The sequence below is a fragment of the Rhodococcus sp. Q1 genome (assembly GCF_004153645.1).
Lineage (GTDB): Bacteria > Actinomycetota > Actinomycetes > Mycobacteriales > Mycobacteriaceae > Rhodococcus > Rhodococcus gordoniae.
The window spans coordinates 56374-77731 of sequence record NZ_SDMJ01000012.1 but is presented as its reverse complement, the minus strand read 5'-3'; the positions used below and the strand labels follow the sequence as shown (position 1 = coordinate 77731).

22 protein-coding genes are annotated in these 21358 nt (G+C 66.4%); 16 read left to right on the top strand and 6 right to left on the bottom strand.

Annotated features, from left to right (window positions below):
- The coding region (locus EQ874_RS21725) for a DUF4158 domain-containing protein (RefSeq protein WP_129978140.1) at nucleotides 1-1814 on the bottom strand (1814 nt) is incomplete at its 3' end.
- Nucleotides 1815-2191: 377 nt separating this feature from the next.
- On the opposite strand from EQ874_RS21725, the gene EQ874_RS21715 reads away from it, so the two are divergent.
- From EQ874_RS21715 to EQ874_RS21645, 15 genes are all read left to right on the top strand, one after another.
- Nucleotides 2192-3073, top strand: coding sequence for a hypothetical protein (locus EQ874_RS21715; protein ID WP_129978139.1), 882 nt, complete (start codon nucleotides 2192-2194; stop codon nucleotides 3071-3073).
- 345 nt (nucleotides 3074-3418) lie between these two features.
- Nucleotides 3419-4282, top strand: coding sequence for a DUF2637 domain-containing protein (locus tag EQ874_RS21710; protein ID WP_242496883.1), 864 nt, complete (start codon nucleotides 3419-3421; stop codon nucleotides 4280-4282).
- A 711-nt stretch (nucleotides 4283-4993) separates the two neighbouring features.
- Nucleotides 4994-5185 (top strand): hypothetical protein, encoded by a 192-nt coding sequence (locus EQ874_RS21705; RefSeq protein ID WP_072816379.1) that lies wholly within the window; start codon nucleotides 4994-4996, stop codon nucleotides 5183-5185.
- A 26-nt stretch (nucleotides 5186-5211) separates the two neighbouring features.
- Complete coding sequence (locus EQ874_RS21700) at nucleotides 5212-5427, top strand: hypothetical protein (RefSeq protein WP_029547350.1); 216 nt, start codon at nucleotides 5212-5214, stop codon at nucleotides 5425-5427.
- A 77-nt stretch (nucleotides 5428-5504) separates the two neighbouring features.
- Nucleotides 5505-6446: a DUF3560 domain-containing protein gene (locus EQ874_RS21695; protein WP_129978138.1), complete on the top strand. Its 942-nt coding sequence runs from the start codon at nucleotides 5505-5507 to the stop codon at nucleotides 6444-6446.
- Nucleotides 6447-6507: 61 nt separating this feature from the next.
- Nucleotides 6508-6903, top strand: a complete 396-nt coding sequence (locus EQ874_RS21690) for a hypothetical protein (RefSeq protein WP_129978137.1) — start codon at nucleotides 6508-6510, stop codon at nucleotides 6901-6903.
- Nucleotides 6904-7387: 484 nt separating this feature from the next.
- Nucleotides 7388-8188 (top strand): AAA family ATPase, encoded by an 801-nt coding sequence (locus tag EQ874_RS21685; protein ID WP_039585755.1) that lies wholly within the window; start codon nucleotides 7388-7390, stop codon nucleotides 8186-8188.
- Complete coding sequence (locus EQ874_RS21680) at nucleotides 8185-8526, top strand: hypothetical protein (RefSeq protein ID WP_072816384.1); 342 nt, start codon at nucleotides 8185-8187, stop codon at nucleotides 8524-8526. Before EQ874_RS21685 ends, EQ874_RS21680 begins: the two co-directional genes overlap by 4 nt.
- Before the next feature lie 447 nt (nucleotides 8527-8973).
- The gene (locus EQ874_RS21675; RefSeq protein ID WP_088899622.1) at nucleotides 8974-9441 is read left to right on the top strand and encodes a hypothetical protein; all 468 of its coding nucleotides are present in this window, start codon (nucleotides 8974-8976) and stop codon (nucleotides 9439-9441) included.
- A 149-nt stretch (nucleotides 9442-9590) separates the two neighbouring features.
- Nucleotides 9591-11060, top strand: coding sequence for a ParB N-terminal domain-containing protein (locus tag EQ874_RS21670; RefSeq protein WP_129978136.1), 1470 nt, complete (start codon nucleotides 9591-9593; stop codon nucleotides 11058-11060).
- Between the two features lie 265 nt (nucleotides 11061-11325).
- Nucleotides 11326-11598 (top strand): hypothetical protein, encoded by a 273-nt coding sequence (locus EQ874_RS21665; RefSeq protein WP_129978135.1) that lies wholly within the window; start codon nucleotides 11326-11328, stop codon nucleotides 11596-11598.
- Nucleotides 11595-12152, top strand: coding sequence for a DnaB-like helicase N-terminal domain-containing protein (locus tag EQ874_RS21660; protein WP_129978134.1), 558 nt, complete (start codon nucleotides 11595-11597; stop codon nucleotides 12150-12152). Before EQ874_RS21665 ends, EQ874_RS21660 begins: the two co-directional genes overlap by 4 nt.
- An 84-nt stretch (nucleotides 12153-12236) precedes the next feature.
- Nucleotides 12237-12461 (top strand): hypothetical protein, encoded by a 225-nt coding sequence (locus EQ874_RS21655; protein ID WP_072815709.1) that lies wholly within the window; start codon nucleotides 12237-12239, stop codon nucleotides 12459-12461.
- The gene (locus EQ874_RS21650; protein WP_129978133.1) at nucleotides 12458-14374 is read left to right on the top strand and encodes a Fic family protein; all 1917 of its coding nucleotides are present in this window, start codon (nucleotides 12458-12460) and stop codon (nucleotides 14372-14374) included. Before EQ874_RS21655 ends, EQ874_RS21650 begins: the two co-directional genes overlap by 4 nt.
- Nucleotides 14375-14727: 353 nt before the next feature.
- Nucleotides 14728-15396, top strand: coding sequence for a DUF2510 domain-containing protein (locus tag EQ874_RS21645; RefSeq protein WP_129978132.1), 669 nt, complete (start codon nucleotides 14728-14730; stop codon nucleotides 15394-15396).
- Nucleotides 15397-15610: 214 nt separating this feature from the next.
- On the opposite strand, the gene EQ874_RS21640 is transcribed toward EQ874_RS21645, so the two are convergent.
- The 5 genes from EQ874_RS21640 to EQ874_RS21620 all read right to left on the bottom strand — a co-directional run bounded on the left by EQ874_RS21640 (nucleotide 15611) and on the right by EQ874_RS21620 (nucleotide 19437).
- Nucleotides 15611-15799, bottom strand: coding sequence for a hypothetical protein (locus EQ874_RS21640; RefSeq protein WP_129978131.1), 189 nt, complete (start codon nucleotides 15797-15799; stop codon nucleotides 15611-15613).
- 234 nt (nucleotides 15800-16033) lie between these two features.
- On the bottom strand, nucleotides 16034-16225 hold the full coding sequence (locus EQ874_RS21635) for a hypothetical protein (protein ID WP_129978130.1): 192 nt from the start codon (nucleotides 16223-16225) through the stop codon (nucleotides 16034-16036).
- Nucleotides 16226-16656: 431 nt separating this feature from the next.
- Entirely contained in the window at nucleotides 16657-17004 is a 348-nt protein-coding gene (locus EQ874_RS21630) for a DUF3703 domain-containing protein (RefSeq protein ID WP_129978129.1), read from the bottom strand.
- 94 nt (nucleotides 17005-17098) lie between these two features.
- A complete protein-coding gene (locus tag EQ874_RS21625) occupies nucleotides 17099-19057 on the bottom strand; it encodes a cation-translocating P-type ATPase (protein WP_006947237.1) in 1959 nt (652 codons plus the stop codon).
- On the bottom strand, nucleotides 19054-19437 hold the full coding sequence (locus EQ874_RS21620; protein WP_072636221.1) for a metalloregulator ArsR/SmtB family transcription factor: 384 nt from the start codon (nucleotides 19435-19437) through the stop codon (nucleotides 19054-19056). The genes EQ874_RS21625 and EQ874_RS21620 overlap by 4 nt, the downstream gene beginning before the upstream one ends.
- An 826-nt stretch (nucleotides 19438-20263) precedes the next feature.
- Here EQ874_RS21620 and EQ874_RS21615 point away from each other — a divergent pair.
- Entirely contained in the window at nucleotides 20264-21085 is an 822-nt protein-coding gene (locus tag EQ874_RS21615; RefSeq protein WP_129978128.1) for a hypothetical protein, read from the top strand.
- The last annotated feature ends 273 nt before the right edge of the window (nucleotides 21086-21358 follow it).

Genomic DNA, 21358 nt, shown 5'->3' with positions numbered 1-21358 from the left:
TGGGTGAAGCAGTCCAGGTAGCCGGTGCGTTTGTCCAGCTCGATCAGCAGCGACACGATCGGCGCGAACGGCAGCATTTCGGTCAGCTCGGCCTTGAGCGTGATCGCCTCGGCGGGAACATCTTCCGCGCTCAGCGGCGAGATCACCAGATCCCCGCCCTCGTCCAGCCGGACCGGGCCGTCCCCGCCGGCCAGCACCTCCTCCAGCTCACCGAGAGCGTCGTGCAGTTCGGCGACCACGGTGGCCAGCGCGACGCCAGGATCGGCGGATCGCCCGACCAGGCCGCAGAACTCAACGCGTTGCGGTTCCCACTGCCCGGTGGTGAGCAGGTAGGCGGCCGGGTCGGCGTAACGGCGCGAGCCCGGCACGAACACATCCCCGCTGCGCAACCCGTCACGCAATCCGAGCAGCACACACAACTCCCAGTAGTGCCGATACGCGGTCGCGCTGCCGGATTTGCGGGCCTCGTCGAGGTAGCCGCGCCACTTCATCGGCACGAACCCGGTCGGGGCGTCATCGAAAACCTTGCGCCGCCCGGTCGCGTTCAACTCGCGCAGCATGTTCACCGCGATCAGCAACTCGGTCGCGGCGGTACCGCCGCAGAAGCGCACCGCTTCGAGCACCGCGGGGGTGAACTGACGCAGGTAGTTGTAGGAGGAATCCAACGCCGCCAGATGCCCGTGATCACGCGGCAACCTGGGCTTGGCCTGGGCGATCGCCGCGCGCAGGCGCTCCCACCCGATCTTCTCGCCGCGGATCAGCGCACCGATCTCCTCATCCGGAACGCCGGGGTCGGTGACGATTTCCAACAGATCGTCCAGCAGCGCCTGACGGTCCTCTCCAGTCTTCCCTCGTTCGGCCAGCCGCTGCTGCATCTTCCGTTCGGCAGCACCGAATTTCACCGAGATCGCCTGATCGAACAACGCCACGACCTCATCGAGGACATCGGTGCCGGACTGGGCCAGCACCGTGAGCAGGATCGGATACCGGCGTTGCGGATCCCGACGTTGCAGCGCTTGCGGACTCAGGCGCCGGCCCATCGTGGCCAAAAACCGGCGCCGCTCGGCGGGCAGCACCGACATATCCAGCCGATCAGCGCCCAACCCGCGCAGGAAACCCAGCTTGTCGACCTCGGCGCGGACCGCGGCCGCCGAGGCCTCCACCGGCCCGGTCGACAGCCACCGCAACCGCGAGATCCCCAGCGAAGCGTCGGTGACAAGCAAGCCGTCCAACTCCGCGCACCGCGCCGCAGTGAACTCGTGAGCGAGCCGGTCATAGGTTTCGGTCTGGGCCTGGTGGCGGGCGTGGGCGACCCGCTCGACCACGGTGACCGGGCCTGGCCGGATCACCTTCGCCGAGATCAGATACTCACACGCCAGCCGGAACAGCAGAGTCGGGGAATCGTGCTCCATCGCCCGCGCGAGCAGGAACTCATCGAGCTCCTTGAACTCGAGCGCACCGACCGCACGCCATCCCAGGTACCGCGCGGCCAGGCGCACATGCTCGGTGCGGGTCTTGGCTCGCCTGCCGTAGGCACCGATCACCACCGGATCCAACCGCAACTGCTCGGCGACACGAGCCACCGCCACCGGCGGAGCCGTGACCAGCCGATCCGGCACGAATCCCAGCCACGGCAGCGTACACAACGCGATCGCCAAGCCCAGCCGCTCGGCTGGGCCCCGGCCCCGGCCCGGATCCACGAACGCCAGATCCGCAGGCGTCAGCGTGAAGTACCGGAACAGCTCCTCGCGGCTGATCTCCGGGAATCCCCGCAGTCGTTCCAACTCCTCGTCCGCGAACATCCGCGTCGCCACGACCCCAGCCTCCACCAGCACCGACCAACATCATCATCGGCAGTCAAGCACCAACCAGTCGACAGCGCATGCCGAACTCGAAACCCCGTGCCCACCAGTCGGATACGCCAAATCCGCCCGATTTCCGGCGGATGCTACGGCTACCCCGGGGCTTCGCCAACGACGCGACCCCAGCGACGAGCCATGCCAGTGGCAAGAGAGGCCAGAAGAAGCCGTACAGACCCACCTACATGGGTGTCGATTCAGCAGGCAACGCGATATCTGCGGGAGGTAAGATCCATCTCTTCGCCTGATGCGGAGTCCCCAGGAGCAAATGCTCGTGACGAATTATCACCCGTGGGCCTCGTCATTCGGCCGATGCTGTCGGAACCGAAGCCATGTCTGAGCGCGATCCGATTCCCGTCGGTGATGACGGAATCGACGTGCATGCGATCCTCGACGGCCGTCTCAGTCCCCCCACACACGGGTATGCGGTCGAGGTCGCGGGCCGGCCGGTGACCGTGTGGGTGGACTACCGGTTCGTCGACGACGACGGAACCTTCATCCCCGCACACAGAAACCGCATGGTGCGGTTCCATATCTTCGGCACCGCACTCCGGCCCCTCGAGGCCGTCCATGTGGTTCGGTCCACGGCACCGGTGAGTCTCGGACCGCTCTACCTCTATGCCCCCGATCGCGACCGTGCTGATCGGCGTTTCGAGGTGGCAGTGTTCTTCTCGGCCGAAGACACGCAGGTCGACGCTCCACCGGACTTCGACTGGCAGAAGCGGGCCAGCCGCCACGCGGGCAGTTACATCGTGTACCGGAGCACGGTCGAGTCGGACCGTCTCGTCGAGGAGTACCGCTCGCTCAACAACCGGTTCTATCAGCCGCACATGGATCACCGCGGCACCTACTGGGATCTTCGCCTCCAGCCGCCACCGGAGGATTCCGGGCTCGGGGCCTCGTTCGCCGCCGCCCAGGCCGCGTTGTCCAGGAAAGGGGTGATCCGCGATGATCTCCGCCCACTCGCGCTCGAATGGGTCCGCGAGACCACCGTCGCGTTCACCTTCCTCCGGACCCGGTTCCGTCGCTGCTACCGTCTCGAGATGCAGTTCCCCACCGACGAGCAGATGCGCGTCGGCCGGTTCTTTCTTCCCGGCGACATGATGGATATTCGGGAGCCGGACCAGTTCGCTGCCGGGCTGGTGTCAATGCTGTTCGAACGTGCTGCCGCATCACCGGCCCTGGGCGGGAGCGAGTGCGTCTGCCCCCTCTGACCGCCATCGGAGCGTATTTACGGGTGGCTCACCATGGAGCATTCTGAGGCGTGCAGCATCCAGTCAGTCGCGGGCCGAGCCGGCTACCTTCTTGACGCAAAGCACCCGCATCACGGTCATCAACAGATCATGAAACAGTATCCACTCGAAGCGACGGTCCTGCCGACATCGCGAGACGACGACCCGAACGATAAGAACCATCACGCGCCCCGACCGGCTCCCCCGAGAACCGGCCGGGGCGCAGTCGTCTCATCTCACCTTGCCGACTCGATCCGGTCGTGACCTGCGACTCTCATCTGAGAAACCCCTTCTCATATCATGGTTCTCATTGTTACTATGGGAACTATGAAGTGGACGAAGCGACGCCAGAGCAAGAACGCCTCAGCGCCCGCGGATGTGGCAGCCGTCAGCGGATCCATGTGGTTCGCAGGCGTGACCATCACCGTAGGAATCGGGGCCGCCGCGTTCATTCTCAGCTTCCTCGCACTGCGAGACCTGTGCATCCAGGCCGGCCAGCCGAGAGAGATCGCCTTCCTGTTCCCCGTCATCGTCGACGGAACGATCCTGCAAGCAACGATGGGGGTCGTCTCCCGACGTCACGACCACCGGGCGCGACGATTCTTCTGGAAGATTCTCATCGGAGCCGCCACCGTCTCGATCGCAGGAAACGCGATCCACGCCGTTCTCACCACGACCCCCGGCTTCAACTCCGTTCTCGCCGCCGTAATCGCCACACTCCCGCCGATCTCACTGCTCGCCTCCACCCACGCGCTGACCGTTCTCGGCCGTCGCACCGCCGCCCCCACCGAGAACCCCGCCGAGACTCACATCGAATCCGCGCCCGCGACACAGCCGCGCCGTGAGACCGCAAACGAGAACGCGACCGCACCCAAGACTCACGTCACGACCATCACCGAGAACCGTGCCGCCGCCGAGACCGCGAGCGAGACTCCGGTCGCGCGGTCGACTCGCACCGCGACCGCTGACGCTCTCGCCCGACAGCTCGAGGTGCCACTGCCCCACCTGCCCGGCACCCACCTCGACACCAACCCCATCCCGACCTTCCATTCCCACGAGGAGCGTCGCGAATGGGCACTCGCCCGGCGCCAGGCCGGAGTGGAGGTGCCCGTCATCGCCCAAGAAGTCGACCGCTCCGTCGCCACCGTTTACCGCTGGCTCTCCGAGGCCGACACGTCCGTCACCGTCTGAGCATCACAACGACATCGGAAAGGCAACTTTTCAGCGTCAAATCTGAATCAACAAAAAATCAGACCGACATCAAAAAACGTCCACGTCTGATGCCTGTCATTCTCACCTCGGCGCATCGAACTCGGGAATCGTCCCCCGGTTCGGTGCGCCGAGTCGCGTTTTCGGCGTTGACCAGGGGCGATCGCCCCCGGACCCCCTTCGGGTCGTGTCGGGTGTCGACGAGCAGTGTGTTCGAGGGTCGGTGTGGCAGTCGGATCTTTGCCTCGTTGGTCTCGGGGTCGGCAAACGTATGCTCCCGCGGCCGGCGGACGGTGCCCCCTCGCCCTGGCTAGGTGTGTGCCCCGGCTCGTCTGCGGTGTGTCGGCTCTACCGATCCCCCGGGGGCTCCGCCCCCGGACCCCTGTCCCTCCCTCCCAAGGTTCCCGCTGCTCCGCGGGTACCGCGCCCGGTCGCCACACCACGGCCCTACCGGACCCGCCGACCACCGGGCAAGGGAAAACCCACCCTTGCCCGGCAGTCACCGCGCCCGGTTCACCAGGGCCGCACCGACCGACCGAGGTACCCGCTCCACCACCGCCACCGAACCACCCCGATACACCCGCAAAACCGCAGGTCAGAGCCTAACAACGTGTGACCGGCATCACCAGAAAAGCACCATAAAAACACCAACGAAACATCGAAAAAGCATCAAAACAGATGTAAACTAGAGGCATGAACAAGGAAGAGATCACCGCGAAGCTCCACAACCTCGGCCGCGACATCGATGCCCTGCTCGAGAACATCTCGACGGGCAAGGACATCTCCGTAGTCCTGGCCGAGTCCCGCGACACCAAGGCCGCCGCCCGTGCCGCAGGCATGACCGAGGACGAAATCAGCGCCGCAATCGAATCCGGCCTCAGCTGACCGACCGCCCCGGAAGGAAAGACGCGATGACCACTCCCGCCCCCGTCCAGACACTTGAGCTTCCCGACCAGTGGTGCGACTACAACGGCTGCACCACCGAAGCCACCCACACCGACGGCGAGTGGGTCATGTGCCCCCACCACGAGGAACGCGCCTACCGGACCACCACTTACTGGCGGCCGATCCTCCGCTGGACCACCCGCCCCGGCCCCCACTGGCCGGTCTTCATCGCCGAGTACTGATCCACACTCCGCGCCGGTGGGGAGTCACCGCGACTCCCCACCGGCGCGCACTACCAACCCGAACAGGAAACGCCCACATGCTCACCATCACGCACACCCCCACAGAGGGCACGATCATCGACGGCACCAGCAAAGGCGACGGCACCGCCCCGATCCTCAAAACCGCAGGTTGGAAATGGGGACGCAGCATCACCGCCTGGTACATCCCGCACAGCCGCGACCGCGCCCCCCACCTCGCCCGCATCGAACACACCGCCGCCGCCCTGCGCGCCGCCGGATACGACGTCGAAACCGACATCGACACCACCCTCCGCGACGGCACCGACGCCCACCACGACCGCAACGAGCGTCTGACCGACCGCGCCGCCGCCCTCGCAGCCAAGGCCGAACGCAAGGCCACCGCCGCCGACGCCGCCCACGCACGCCACGACCACGCCTGTGCCGCACTGCCCGAAGGCGGAGAACCCATCAAAGTGGGACATCACAGCGAACGACGCCACCGCCGCGCCCTCGACCGCGCCCACACCACCGCCCGCGCCGCGATCGAAGCCGACGCCGCCGCCCGCTCAGCCGCCGAATCCGCCCGCATCGCCGCCCGCAGCACCGATCACCGCTACACCCCCGCAGTGATCCACCGCCGCATCGAACGACAGAGCGCCGAACTACGCAGCATCGAACGCCACCTCACCAAGTACCGCGCTGCCGGACACACCGCCGAGACCAGCAACCACATGCACCAACTCGAACTCAACAAAGCCGAACTCGAGCGCGACATCGAATACTGGACCGCAGTACGCGCCGAACAGGACGCCACCGACGGCCCCAAGCTCTACAGCCGCGCCGACCTACGCCCCGGATGCTTCGTCAACTGCTCCGGCACCTGGCACAAGGTGATCCGAGTCAACGCAAAGTCGGTCACCGTCGCCACCGCCTACAGCTGGACCGACCGACTGCCCTACGACAAGATCACCGACGCCCGCGCCGAGGACGCCCACACCCCCATCCGCCCAGGTCAGTAACCCACATCCGGCGGCCGCGACCCCCTCGCGGCCGCCGGTCCCCACTCGCCGCGAGGACGCCATGACCGCCGAATCCCTGTTCGCCGAGTGCATCATCCCCGGATGCAAACAGCCCGTCACCGACGAACTCACCCCCTGCCAGACCTGCCGCACGATCTTCGGACCCATGCTGCACGAAGCCGACCGACCCCCGAGCTACACCGCCGCCGACCTCGCAGAACGAGACGCAGGCACCGCCGCCGCCTACCGCATGATGCGCGCACTACCCACCGCGGCCCAGCACAACGACCTGGACACCGAGCGAGAACGCCGCACAGCCGAACACGAAAAAGCCGCAGCGCAGGAACGCGGCGAAGCCGAAAAAGCCAACCAGACCTGCTGGCTCTGCGAAGAACGACGAACCTGCCTTCTCCGCCCCCAAGGGTGGGAATGCCGACAGTGCCGCGAGATCCGCTGACACACGGCCCGAGCCGGACGCCCCTCACGGCCCCGGCTCGGGCCGCCGCCATATCCGCCCCACCCGTACGGTCTGCCACCACCGCGAGGCCGGCCGAGAATCGAACCCGAAGGAGCGGCTGCGCCGCACAGACCCCACCGCCGACCACGAGCCCGACGCGAATCCCAGCGGCCCCCTGTGCACGACCCCCACCGATAGTGTTGGATGTTGGCTAGCGTCACGCACCAGCCGACAGGACTGGAAACCCCGCGAACGCAACCAGATTCAACCCACCACCCCCACCCCCAGTGGCAGCGGTGGCCGACGGCCAGGGCATCGAGCCCTGGCCGTCGCCGTTCCATCCACCACTGACATGAAAACCGCACCTGAACAGATGCAACACCACCCAGTCCGCAACAGTCACGAAACCGCCATCCGATAAGAACCAGAAAAGCACGCTTTATGAATCAGAAGTGATGTATTATTGCATCAGGAAAGGGAGGCCATGAGTTCGAAAATCATTCTGATCGGCAACGAGAAGGGCGGGGTGGGCAAGACCACCACCGTGCTCAACGTCGGTGAAGCCCTCGCCCGTGCCGGCGAAAAGGTGCTCCTGGTCGACCTTGATCCCTCCGGCAACCTCACCCACACCCTCACCAAGTTGCAGCCCGACCTCCGTGCCGCAGCGAAGGTGACCGCCGATCACATCGTCGATATAGACCCGGAGACCCGAAAGCCCGCCGCCGAGGCGATCCTCGATGCAATACGCCCCGGCGTCGATCTCATCGCCGCCCCTGCGAACGCGGCCCACCTCATCGCCGCCGAGAAGAACATCACCAACGATCCCATCGAAGGCCCCCACGTCCTGCGGGAATCACTCGAGCCGATCCGTGACCGCTACGACTACATCCTCATCGACTGCTCCCCCACGCGAAATGCCCTCGAGATGTGCGCGCTCGTGGCCGCTGACCAGCTCATCGTCCTCAACGAAGCGCATGACTTCAGCATCGCGGCCATGCAGGGCGTGACCTCGTACGCCCAGAGCATCAAGAAGCGGCACAACAGCACTCTGTGGGTCCGCGGCACCATCCTCAACAAGGTGCAGTCCGGAACGGTCCTCGCTCGCGCCTGGACCACCCAATTCACCGAGGCCGGCATCCCCGTCCTCGGCAGCGTCCGATCCGCCGAGCCGATCAAGAGGGCCGTCAACGACGGAGTATCCCTCGCCGACACGAAGGACGGTTGGCGTCACGCCTTGGTCTATGACGACCTGGCCACCACCATTACCCAAAGGAAGAAGTCATGAGCGACATCCGCAGCATGTTCGACGCCGAAGCTCCCGACGAGAACGTCCCGGCACGGTCCGCAGCACCGAAGAAGATCGTGCAGCAACCCACCTTGACCCGGCGCACGTTCACCCTCGCCGAATCCGTCATCGACGCTGCGACCAACGCTCAAAAGGGTCTGCGCGGTGTCTACCCCGGCGCACACGGCAGTCTCAACAGCTTCATCGAGGCCGCCATCGCCGAGTACACCCACAAGCTCGAAGAGGAATACAACGGCGGCGAGCCCTTCCCCGAGGTGGAGAAGGTGCGCCGGCGCAAAGCCCGCGGCAGCAAGAACGACAGCACCGACGAGGACTGACCGCACCACAGTCCAACCGTTGAAGGCCCCGACCTCCTGGTCGGGGCCTTCGGTCTATGCGGGCCTCGTGTACAGGCACAGAAACTCCCGGCCCGACCCACATCGCTCTACCGATCCCCGGGGGCTCCGCCCCGGACCCCTGTCCCTCCCTCCCAAGGTTCCCGCTGCTCCGCGTGCACCGCGCCCGGTCACCACACCACGGCCCTACCGGACCCGCCGACCACCGAGCAAGGGAAAACCCGCCCTTGCCCGGCAGTCACCGCGCCCGGTTCACCAGGCCGCACCGACCGACCGAGGTACCCGCTCCACCACCGCCACCGAACCCCCGCTATACCCGCAAAACCGCAGTTCAGAGCCTAAAAACGTGTGACCGGCATCACCAGAAAAGCACCCGAAAAGCACCAACAAAACATCGGAAAAGCATCAAAACAGATGTAAACTAGAGGTATGAACAACAACGAGAACGACCATCGCCCCGCCGGTCTCCTGCTCGACGTCTACCGCGCCCACCGCCTCGGCGACTGCACCAACGGCGGTATCAGCGCCGCCGCCGACACTCTTCTTCTGGTCGGCGTCCTCGACGAGCGCCGCGCCCGCACGGGCCGCATCACGTCACTGCCGTCCGGCTGCACCCCCCACGGAGTGCGAAGCCACGTCGGCGGACATGAGCAGATCAGCCCCACCGTCGCCGTACGGATTCGACGCCACGCCTTCATCGAAGGCAGCTATGCCGCTCTGGTCAGAGTCGAATGGAACGCCGACCGTCGTCGGTACGAACTCACCGAGTCGGGACGAGTGGTGATGTTCGGAGGCAACTACGCCGGAACCTCCGACTCGAGACTGGGCGAGCTGTCCGAACGGTATCTCGGCCACCGATCCATGATCCTGCCCATCCATGACCGCATAGAAGATTGAACCAACGGCCCCGCCCTGGCGGGGCCGTCTGCGTTTCACGGAAACCCCCAGCTCAGAGGGTAAAAAGAGTGACAACAGTCACCAAACAATCATCTAACAAACACCAATAAAACATCGAAAAATCATCAAAACATATGTAAACTTGGGTCATGAACAACGGAAGCACCGCCGAATTCGCCACCGTCGACCCCGCTGACCTGCTCACCGACTCCAACATCCGCCATGACCTGCGCCTGACCGATGCCTTCCGCGAGTCGATCGCAGAGCAAGGGGTTCTGACCCCCATCACTGTGTGCCGTACCGCCGCCGGACCCCTGCGCGTGCTCACCGGCCACCGCCGCACCGCCGCAGCCCTCGAGGCCGGACTGACCCAGATCCCCGCCCTCATCGTCGGCGACGAAGGCGATGGCACCGACGCCGCCGTCGAACGGCTCGTCACCCAGTGGAGCGAGAACGAACACCGCGCCGCGATCACCAACGGCGAACGCCTGTCCCTGTTCGAGACCCTGGCCGACCACGGACTGACCTCCACCAAGATCGCCCGTCGCACCAAGGCATCCCGCACCGAGATCGAGGCGGCCCTGACCTTGCGCGACACCGAGCAGCGCGACGCTGTGCAACGAGGCGAGCTGACCATCGAACAAGCCGCCGCCCTCGCCGAGTTCGACGACGATCCCGCCGCCGTCCGCCGCATCGAGTGGGCTATCGCCAGCGGACGACTCGACCACGCACTCGCCGCCGAACGGTTGCGCCGCACCGAACGCAACGCCGCACTGGCCCGCGCCGAGGCGTACCTCGCAGAACACTCCATCGCGGCCGTGCCGCTTGGTGCTCTTCACGAGAGAGTGGGGGAGGGGACCAGCCAGCTGGTCGAGCGCGTCACCGACGAAGAAGGCAACACGCCCGCCATCGAAGAAGTCGCCGCCCTCGGACACCTCGGGCTGTACGTCTACAGCTGCACCACCTATTTCGACCGCGAGAGCGGCGACGAGATCGACGCGGACTACATCGTGGACGAGCTACCCGAGGGCGATGCTCGCGAGGAATGGATGATTCCCCGCGAGAACGTCGTCGAAAACCACGAGACCACGCTGTACTGGCACGTCGTCAATATCGAAGACACCCCTTGGCGTACCTGGTGGGGACACCCCCGCCCCGCCGAGTCCGAACAGGAACAAAGTGCCGAGGACCGCGCAGCTCAGCGGCGCGAAGTGATCGAGAACAACCGCGAATGGCGAGCCGCCACCGAGGTCCGCCGCAAGTGGATCGCCCAGCAGACCACCCGCAAGACCGCCCCCAAGGGCACCGCCTCATTCGTGGCAACAGTGCTGATGAAGTGGCCCCAGATCCCCGCCGCCTATCACGCCCGCACCCTGGCCGAACAGATGCTCCCCACGTCCGACACTCTCGCGAAGCTCGCCAGCGCCACCGACCCTCGCGCCCTGGTCCTGCTGCGCGCCCACATCCTCATCGCCCTTGAGTCCCAGGTCGGCGTCGAGCACTGGCGCAAGCCCACCGACCTGTCGCAGTTCTACCTGCGCGCCATCGAAGCCCAGGGCTACACCCTCGCCGACATCGAGCGCCGCGCCGCCGGACTCGACCCCCTCGACGAGCAGTAACGCCCCTTCCGGTGGGCGGTCGTATCGGCCGCCCACCGGGCCAGACCACTCGCCGGGTGCCGGCCCCCGGCACGCATGGCCGTCGACCGGGGCATCGAACCCCGGTCGACGGCTCCGGCACGGCCCTCACTTACGCATCACAAAAGAATCAAAAAACAACCACACAATCATGTAAAACTCATCGAAAAGGCTTCACAAAGCATGATAATTAAGCGACAATGGACGGGTACCTGGGGAAACCCCGTCAAGCCGAAGGAGCGCCGCAATGATCGTCTGGACCGTCACGCTGACCGCGCCCACCGTTGCGCGCTCCGATTCTGGCTGCACCTTCACCCACGCGGCCGCCGCCTCCGACGCCGCCGAAGCAGCGCGCACGCTCGCGCTCGCCTGCGGTGCGCCCGCCGGTAGCGCAGTCACCATCACCATCGACGGAAGTGTCATCGCTCGCGCCGCCATCGGCCACTCGGCCATCGGCCACCCCGACCCGACTCCCGTGCTCGACATCGCCGACGCCCTCGACGAACGGATCAGCGTATGACCGTCACCGACCAGACCGATCTCGACCGCTACCTCAGCGCCGACGAGTTCGCGCCCCCAGACGCCGACACCGAAACCCTGCTGCTGTGCGCGCTGCTGTTCGCCACCCGCGCCGCGGCCGCCGACATCGTGGACCTGCTCACCACCGACGACTTCCATCAGCCACTTCACGCCGAATTGTTCGACGCCATCGCCACACTGATGAACACCGGCCAGCCCCACGACCCCGCAATGGTCCTTGCCCACCTCGAGCGCCACGGTCGGCTCGCCGGTCACCACGGCCGCCGACTCGCCTACGCCCTGACCACCGCCACCACCGCCGGCGCCGATCCCACCGCCGCGCCCTACTACGCCCATGCCGTCATCAGCGCCGCCTACCGCCGCAGCTTTCGCACCGCCGGAGCCGCCATCACCGAAGCCGCCGAAACCCTGCCCGAAGCCGACCTGTTCGAGCACATGGTCGCCATCGGCCGTGTCCAGCGCGCCGCCGCCCGACGCCTCGAGCGTGTACGCGCCCGACTCGGGGGCGCGCCTACTGTCGGAGCCACAACGTGAACACACCAGTGGGGGAGGGGATCCGCGGCCGATCCCGCCCCACGTCCGAACCACACCACACCAACAGGGGAGACCATGACCGACATGGACGACGACACGACCGAAAACCCGTCCCTACGTGAACGACTCGCCCCCTTCGGCGAGGAGGTGACACGCGAGACCATCGCACAGCACATCCGCGCCGCTTGCGCGATGGCGGGCGACCTCGGCGGCGAAGATCCCCGAGACATCATCGAGCAGATCGAGGCCGGACTCACCCGCGAGGACATCCTCAACGAGTTCCGACGCGGGGAGCGCCCCGAGAAATGACCGCCTCGTCGCTCCCGATCGAGGGCTACATCCCCGGAACCGACACGCGAGTGAACCTTCTCGGCATCACCGACACCCCAACACTCGACAGAATCGAAAAACGCCTGTTCACGCAGGCGATGTACGAATTCGCGAACGTTCCCTCGCCGAGCACCTTCACCGGAGAGTTCCTACGCGAGATACACCGGCGAGCCTTCGACGGCCTGTACGCCTGGGCCGGCCAGTACAAAACGGTGCCCACCACCCAGGGCAATCTGCCGATCGCCCACTCGAGCCCCGAGGACACCACCGCCGACGTCGACGAACTGTTCGCCGATCTCGCCGCCGAGAACAACCTGACCGGACTCGACTACCACACCTTCGTCACCCGTCTGGCCGATTACTGGTCACGATTGACGGAGATTCATCCCTTCCCGGACGGGAACTCTCGGACGCAGTACGAGCTGTTCCGCCGCATCGCAGACCGGGCCGGATGGCAGATCGACACCGCACGTGTCGACCTCGCTGCCCTATCGGCGGCCCGCTACATCACCGCCGAGACCGGAGATCCCAGACTGCTCGCCGACGTTCTCGCCCCGGCGGTCGTACCGAACACCGGATACGTCCCTGCCCAGCCCGCCCCAGGTCGACCAGTGCTGTCTTTGACCACCCATATGACGATGCTGCGCGACTACGACCGTGATCGCAGCGGCCCCTACACGGCCTTCCAGACCTTCCGGGAGATCCCCCGCGAGCGATCCTTGAGCGGAGCCGAACTCGACAACGCTTACGCCCTGGTCCGCATCGGCCTGAACCTGGCCGAACGCACCGACTACGGTCCCGAACACGATGCCGCCGTACGCCGGATCCTCGAGGGCACTTCCACCCTCGCGGCCGAACGCGCTGCCGCAGCACTCCCCGAGCCGAACCACCGCTACAAGGACCTGTTCGACCCGGCAGCAGGCAAGAACACCATGCGCTACGACACCGGAGCCCCGGTCAATGCCTTCGACGAGCGCGACCCCGCCCGGCTGCGCCGCCTCATCACCTGGGAGTTGGCACTGCGGACCGCCGACTACCTCGCCCACCGCGAAATCACCGGGGACGGCAGCGAACTACACGCAAGTGTCATCCACCGTGAGCTGCACACCGACTTCATGCCGATCGTCAGCGACACCTCCGCCTACACCAGCCCGGTGATCACCGCCCCGGACGAGAACACTCTCACCGACCCCCACCAGCTCGGACGCCACATTGCCGCCATCCAGGAGGAAACCGAAGGCGTCCAGTCGGTCGCCGTCGTACTCATGACCGACCAGCTCGTCCATGACCGCCCCGACCGCACGATCGACTGGCGCACTATCGACCCCGAAGCGCTCCGTGCCGCCATCCACGCAGCGAACTACCACGATGATCCCCCCGAAGGCATCGAACCGGACCCAGCCCTCGAGGACGCCATGCGAGTTGCCGGCCGGGAAGCCTTCGCCGCCGAACTCACCCGTGCCATCACCACCGAGCTTCCCGCCGCCGCCCCGGACCTCGGCACGGTCGACGCCGCGCAACGGTACGAGAGGCACTGGGATGTGCTGGCCCACCGCAGTTACGCCCTGCTAGATAATTCCCCGGAACGCAACGAGACCTACGAGCCGCTGACCACCGCAATCCAGGCGGCCAAGGAACCCCGTCACGCCACGTCGACCAGGACCGACGATGCCCCAGAGACAGCGAAACCGAATCCCGCCGACGGCGAGCCGCACCGGAATCTCACATATGCCGACGAGGTAGGGGAGGAGCAGGGCCCGCTCTCGACAGCGAAGGCACTCCACGGACCACCGCAGGTCCACCACACACCACCACAACCGAACAGCCGACCTCCGGCCATACATGAACACCAACCACCCACACCCGATCTGCACCTCCGGCCGCAGCTGTAGGCAACCTGCGCGGACATGGCTGCGCAGGTTGTCCGCGGCGAGCTGACCGCGGCGTGGTCTGCGCGTCAATTACGCGCACCCATTCGGTAAAGGCAGTTGAGATACCGCGTCAGACGGAAAGTGAAGTTATCTGGAAAACCTCCCGGCACCTCATCTAAGGAGTCGCAATATCCGACGATCGGGGGTGCCGCAAACTATGACGCGGCAGCGCGTCGGAAGGCGGGTCATGTTGGTGGATCTCGTAGAACCGCAGTCGGCGTCGCTGCGATGAACGCCCAGGTCAGCGCTCGTGTAACACGAAAGTTAACAGAAGCGAAAGACATCTGGAATTCGCTTTGAAGAACGGACATGACTTGAGCGCCCCTGCCGGTTGGCACAATGATCCAGCAGATCCAAACACCGAACGCTATTGGGACGGCCAGCAGTGGACTGAGCATTCACGTCCCCGCCAGGCCAATCCCGCCGCGTTCATGGCACCTCCCCCAGAAGTTTCTCCGAGCAAGCCACCCAAGAAACGGAAGAAATGGCCGTGGATCCTTGCGGGCGTCATCGTGTTCTTCATCGTGGTGGGTTCATGTAGTAGTGGCTCCGACAACTCCTCGACCGCCTCTTCGGCCGGCTCCCGAGTAGCAACTACGACAGAGGCCACGGACCCCGATCGGGAGAATCCGGCCGCCTACGAGCTGCTGACGGAGCGGGACTTTGCGTTGCTGGTGAAAGACCCAGACGCCGCAGAGGGCCGCAAGATCGTCCTCTACGGAGTGGTCACCCAATTCGATGCTGCAACCGGCACGAGTCAGTTTCGGGCCGATACATCACCAATTCAGGCCGACAGTGTGTACGAGTACGACCAGAACACTGTGGTCGAAGCACGCAACGCAAATACCGTCGCTGAGGTGGTCGAGGACGACGTCGTGAAGATGTATGCCGAGGTCGCAGGGAGCTATTCCTACGACACGCAAATCGGCGGCCGTACAACCGTTCCCCGCGTGATCGTCAACATGATCGAAGTTCTTCCTTGACGTACTTGTAGGTCACCACTGGAAGAACCAGCGGGCTCGGTTCCGGCGCTGATTCAGCGATGGCCCTATGTTCATTCAACGGTGTATGGCCAATCTGGCAACGATCCTCAGATTTGACGCAGCCGGCCCAACATACGGATCAGGCAAGGAGGGGCGTCGGTGCAGCAATCCGGCTGTATCGACGCCCCTCACCTCCATCGAATGTGAAGTTGGGTCAACGCTGGCGACGCTCCAGTGTGGACAGCAGGACGAACTTCGTGCCCATGAGATCGAACGCCGCCTCGCTGTCCCCGGCGACGAGAAGTTCCCGCTCACGGGCGTGTAGCGCCGCAATCGCGGTCTTGAGCTCATCGTCGGTCATCGCATCGGCGGCATCGCCGATGGCTCGTGTCCTGTCCTCCACGCGCCGAGAGTAGCCGCCGAGAGTAGCCACTGTGTCGTCCGCTGCCACGCGCAACCCCATCAGCAGAAAGGCGATGGTCCCCGGCGGGGGCGCCGGGGACCATCCTTCGACCCGTCAGGGAATCACTCACCTGTCGGGGAACTCGTGTGATTGCAGCGGTCACCGTAGCGGAAGTGCGTATCGGCACCAAACAGGTGAAGCGAGAGCGACCGGCAGGAGGAAGAGCTCTCGGAGTCAGTCCTCGACAGGCACGAGATCGCTCACGCGCGCCGGCCACGGATACGTGAGCGGGCTGTCGGCGTTGACCTCGATCATCGCCATGCCGGTGTCCTCGTCGACGTCTTTGACGGTGAACACGAACTTGCCGCGTGCGCTGACCTTCACCTGGTCGCCGGGCTTCATGGTGGTGCTTTCTCCGATCGACACGACAGAACGGGACGTGTCGTTTTCCCAGTTCAAACCACAATTTCAGCGAAGCTAATTTTCTGGATCCCGGCGGGTCACCCCGTCTGCGATCCCGCTGGCTCACTCACCTTCCGAGTCGCGCCTTGGCTGCTCCTGCGTCTGTCTCGGCGGCCACTGCACTCCGGAGAACGGCGGTCCCGTATGGGGCGGAATGGCGATCTCCGCCCCGCAGACGATGCACAGATAGGTGCGGTGTCCACTGGCTCCCGAGGGGCGCAGCGCCGTCGCGCAGGTGCACGGTGTCCAACCCACGACCACCCGGTGCGGTCCCAGTCGGTGCCCGTTCGTTATCTCACCCCTACGTCGGTTTTTGCTGGCCAGCGGGCTGTGGGGTGTCAGTTGCTGTGGATACTGTGCCCATTCGCTGTGCTGCCTGAGGACACTCGAGGAAATCAATGCTGTGCGGCGAGGGTTTCAGCGAGGTCGGCCGGCACCGTCATCCGGGTCATCAGCCCGGCACGGGTACGACCGGTGTTGCCCTCGGGGTAACGGCCCAGCGTGGACCCGGGAGACGCGACGATGACCCGCACTACCTGACCGAGAGCTTCACGACGGTCACGCTGGCGCAGAGCAAGACCGAGCATGGCGAGGTGGTTGCGGGTGTGCGGCCACGGGTAGGGCTGGGACAGGATGTGCGCACGCTCGAGGTGCGCCCACCGCTGGCTGTCCACGGACGTGGCGCGGGCGGCCGCCATCTCGGCGGTGTAGGCGGCGTGGACGATCGTGGACATCGCGGTCATAGTGCGGACTCCTTGGATTCAGTGCGAGCATCGACGACACCGGACACGAGCAGCAGTCGCCACGGCGGCCGCACTCTCGCGATCGGTGTACCGGTCATGCGCTGGCCGTAGACGCCGACATTGGTTTGGGCATGCCCGGCGTCGGGCCGGCGAGGGCGCGGGCGCGGCCGGCGCGGACCCCGTTGGCGATCACGATGATCTCGGCGACCTCGTGAACCAGGACGACGGCGGCCAGCCCGAGCACCCCGAACAACGCGAGGGGGATCAGGACGGTGATGATCGCCAGCGACAGGCCGACGTTCTGCAACATGATCGTCCGGGAGCGTCGGGCATGCTGCAGGGCTTGGGGCAGGTGCCGCAGGTCCTCACCCATCAGGGCGACATCGGCGGTTTCGATGGCGACGTCGGTGCCCATCGCGCCCATCGCGATCCCCAGATCGGCGGTGGCCAGGGCCGGGGCGTCGTTGACGCCGTCGCCGACCATCGCCGTCGGCCGCGTACCGCGGAGGGTGTCGATGATGCGGGCCTTGTCCTCCGGACGCAGATCGGCATGGACCTCGTCGATGCCGACGTCGGCGGCCAACGCTCGTGCGGTGCGCTCGTTGTCGCCGGTGAGCATCGCCACGGTGTAGCCGTCGCGGCGCAGCCCCGCAACGACGTCGCGGGCTTCGGGGCGCAGTTCGTCGCGCACCGCGATCGCGCCGATCAGGGTGCCGTCCCGTTCGATGAGCACCGCGGTGGCTCCGGCGTGCTGCATCCGCTCGATATCGGCGGCCAGGGGGCCCGGGTCGATCCAGCCCGGCCGGCCCAGGCGAGCGGGGATGCCGCCGACGTGTCCGGTCAGTCCGGCGCCGGGGACCGCGTCGACGTCCCCGGCCGGGGTGTAGTCGTCGACGGCGGCGAGGATCGCTGCGGCGAGGGGATGTTCGCTGCGGGCCTCGAGTGCCGCTGCAAGGTTCAGGACGTCGGCGCGGGTGGCGCCGCCGGTGGTGGCGACGTCGATGACCTCGGGTCGGTTGCGGGTCAGGGTGCCCGTCTTGTCCAGCGCAACGGTGCGGATCCGGCCCAACGCTTCGAGGGCGGCACCGCCCTTGACCAGGACACCGAGCTTGGAGGCGGCGCCGATCGCGGCGACCACGGTCACCGGGATCGCAATCGCCAGCGCACACGGGGAGGCGGCGACCAGCACGACCAGGGCGCGTTCGATCCACACCAGCGGATCGCCGAACACGCTGCCGATCGCGGCGATCAGCGCCGCGGCGACCATCACCCCCGGGACCAGGGGCTTGGCGATCGTGTCGGCCAGACGCTGGGCCTCGCCCTTACGGGATTGCTCGGCCTCGACGATCTTGACGATCTTGGCCAGCGAGTTATCCTGCGCGCCGGCGGTGACCTCGACCTCGAGCACGCCGGTGCCGTTGATCGATCCGGCGAACACCTCATCACCCGGTCCGGCCTCGACCGGCACCGATTCCCCGGTGATCGCGGAGGTGTCCAGGGCGGTGCGGCCGGTGCGGATGGTGCCGTCGGTGGCGAGCCGCTCCCCGGGCTTGACGATCATGATCTCCCCGAGCCTCAACTCCGCGGGGGCGACGGTCTGTTCACGGCCGCCGCGGAGGACGGTGGCGGTGTCGGGCACCAGATTCAGCAGGGCGCGCAAGCCGCGGCGGGTGCGGGTGACCGCGTACTCTTCGAGGCCCTCACTGATGGCGAACAGGAACGCGAGCATCGCGGCCTCGCCGACCTCGCCGAGCAGCACGGCGCCGACGGCGGCGATGGTCATCAGGGTGCCGACGCCGATCTTGCCCTTGGCCAGCCGCTTCAGGGTGGAGGGGACGAAGGTGTAGCCGGCGACGATCAGCGCCACCGCCTCGAAGCCCGTCCCGAGAGCGTCGGGCCCACCGATCAGGTGGACGATCAGAGCCGCAATCAGCAGCACACCGGCCACTGCGGCGGCCCGGATCTCGGTGACCTGCCACCACTTGTCCGGCTCGTGCTCGTCCTCGCCTTCGACGCGGGGTTCGTCGTGGCCGCACCCGCAGGCGTCGCTCATGCCGTCACCCCGGTGTCGGTGCCGGTGCCGTAGTTCGGGCACAACGCGACGGCGTTGCCGGTGGCGGCCAAGAGGGTTTCGGCCGAGGCCAGCAGATCGAGCAGTTCCGGTCGGGTCAGCGAGTAGAACACCTGCCGGCCCTGCGGCCGGCCCTGCACCAGGCCGCAGTCCCGCAGGCACGCCACGTGCGCCGACACTGTCGACTGTGCCAATCCCAGCTCGCCGACCAGGTCCGCTACTCGGGCTTCCCCGCCGGCGAGGCTGCGCACGATCGCCAGTCGGGTGCCGTCGGAGAGGCTGTGGAACAACGCCACCGCCGCATCGAGATTCGATTCGGTGCCCGCTGCGGCGAGGCACCCATCCACACTATTAATCGCCATACGGCGATAATAACCGCTAACCAACGATGAATGGAAACCGTCTCGTCAGCGTCGCTACCGCGGTCTCTGATGGGCCGACAACGGGTGAGTCGTCACACCCTCCGGCCGTGGAGCGGGACCGTCCCGTCCGCACAATTCTGGTGCGCGAGGTCCTCGGCGTGTGCTCGTCGGGATGCAGCGAGGTCCTCGCGAAGTTCCGCCAGAACATGTCTCGGTCTCCCCTGCGCGGACAAGCGCTGACATCGACTACATAGGGGTACATAACGTTCGGGCACCGTTTCGGTGCGCGTTCGTAGGACACCACACCGCAGATTTTCGCACATATGTTCGACTCGCGTTATAGTCGGTGGGCGGCAGGTCGATGGAGGGACGCGAGAGCGGACTTCGGGAAGCATCGGCCTGCCGCATCGTTTCCGCAGGAACCCGGCGTCGAGAGCGGAAGAACCTCCGATACCGGGCATCTTCGCACCGGCCTGCACACCCGCCTTGGCCGCGGTCACTGCCGTCCATGAAGCGGGGAAGTGGGGTCCGCCGGCACCGTCCTGTCCCTCGAGCGACCGACCCGGGGATCGACCAGGCTGCCACAGCGCCCCTTGCAACGATGACATCACCGATGACCACCGCGGCCCCCGTCCATGGCGGAGGGTGCAGCCGACGAGGTGACCGGGGCGCGGAAGCCTCCGGGAGGTACGCCGACGGCAGGGGCCGATCGCCTGGTCGGAGCATCGATTTCTACCATTCGTAACGTACGTATCATGATACGTACGTTACGAATGGTGTTACGATGCTGGATACGGAACGTCATCGGGTCGGGAGGGCGGGGGTCATGGCCGAGGAAGCCAGAGGGGGACGGCGCCGCGAATACGCCACCGACGCCGAGCGGGTACGGGCCTGGCGGCAGCGCCAGAAAGACAAGGCCCGCGCCCAGCAACAACAGGATGCGCTGCCGACCGATCCGGTCGAGGCGATCGGCACCCTCGCCGAGGCGGTACCACTGCTGCGCCGCGAAGCCCAGGCGATGCTCGAGACGCTGACGACGATTGCGTCGTCGATCACCACCGCGACCGATCTGCTCGCCGATCCGGCGGCGATCGATGCACAGCTGCGGCGCGTGCAGGCCGAGGCCGACAAGGTCCGGGCCGACGCCGCAGCCGAGATCGCGGCACTGCGGGACGAACTCGACACCGCTCGCACCGAACGCGCCGACGCCGATGCCGCCGCCACGGCCGCCGACGCCGAGGCCACCGAGGCCCTCGCCCAGCTCACCGCAGCCCGGGCCGACTACGCCGCGGCACAGGACCGCTGGCAGCAGCAGCTCGATCAGGCCGCCTCGACCCACCGCGAGCAGATCGTTGGCCTCGAGCACCGGATCGAGCTGCTCACCGGGCAGCTCGACGAGCACCGCGAGCGGCTGACCCGAGCGATCGCCGAGAAAGACGCCGCGGCGGCCACTGCAGCCGAACACACCCGGCGGCTCGAAGCCGAACTCACCGCCGCCCGCACCGCGGCGGCAGCCGAACGCGACCGCGCCGAGACCGCCCGCGCCGACGCCGCCGCCGCACACGCGCAAGCCGAAGCCGCCCGCGAACGTGTTGCCGAACTGCGCGCCGAACTCCAGGACCTGCGCACGCCCCCGGCCGGCCCGTGAACCCCCAGCCAGCTCCATGCCTGCCGGCTACGAGAGCTGCGGACCTCCGAGGTTCGACGGGGTCGACCTGTCATACTGGATTCGGCCATCCCCGCCGTACCCCTTGCGGCGGGGATGGGTTCTGCGGTCAGGCACTCACTCATCGCCGCCCAGAGCGGCGACGTCGTAGACAGCCTCGGTTTCGTCTACCCCACCTGAGCTCGAGCCCTGCGTGATCGCATCCGTCCGAGCCGGTGCGTGGTCGAATCGTCTCGGGTGGCGTGCATGATGAGA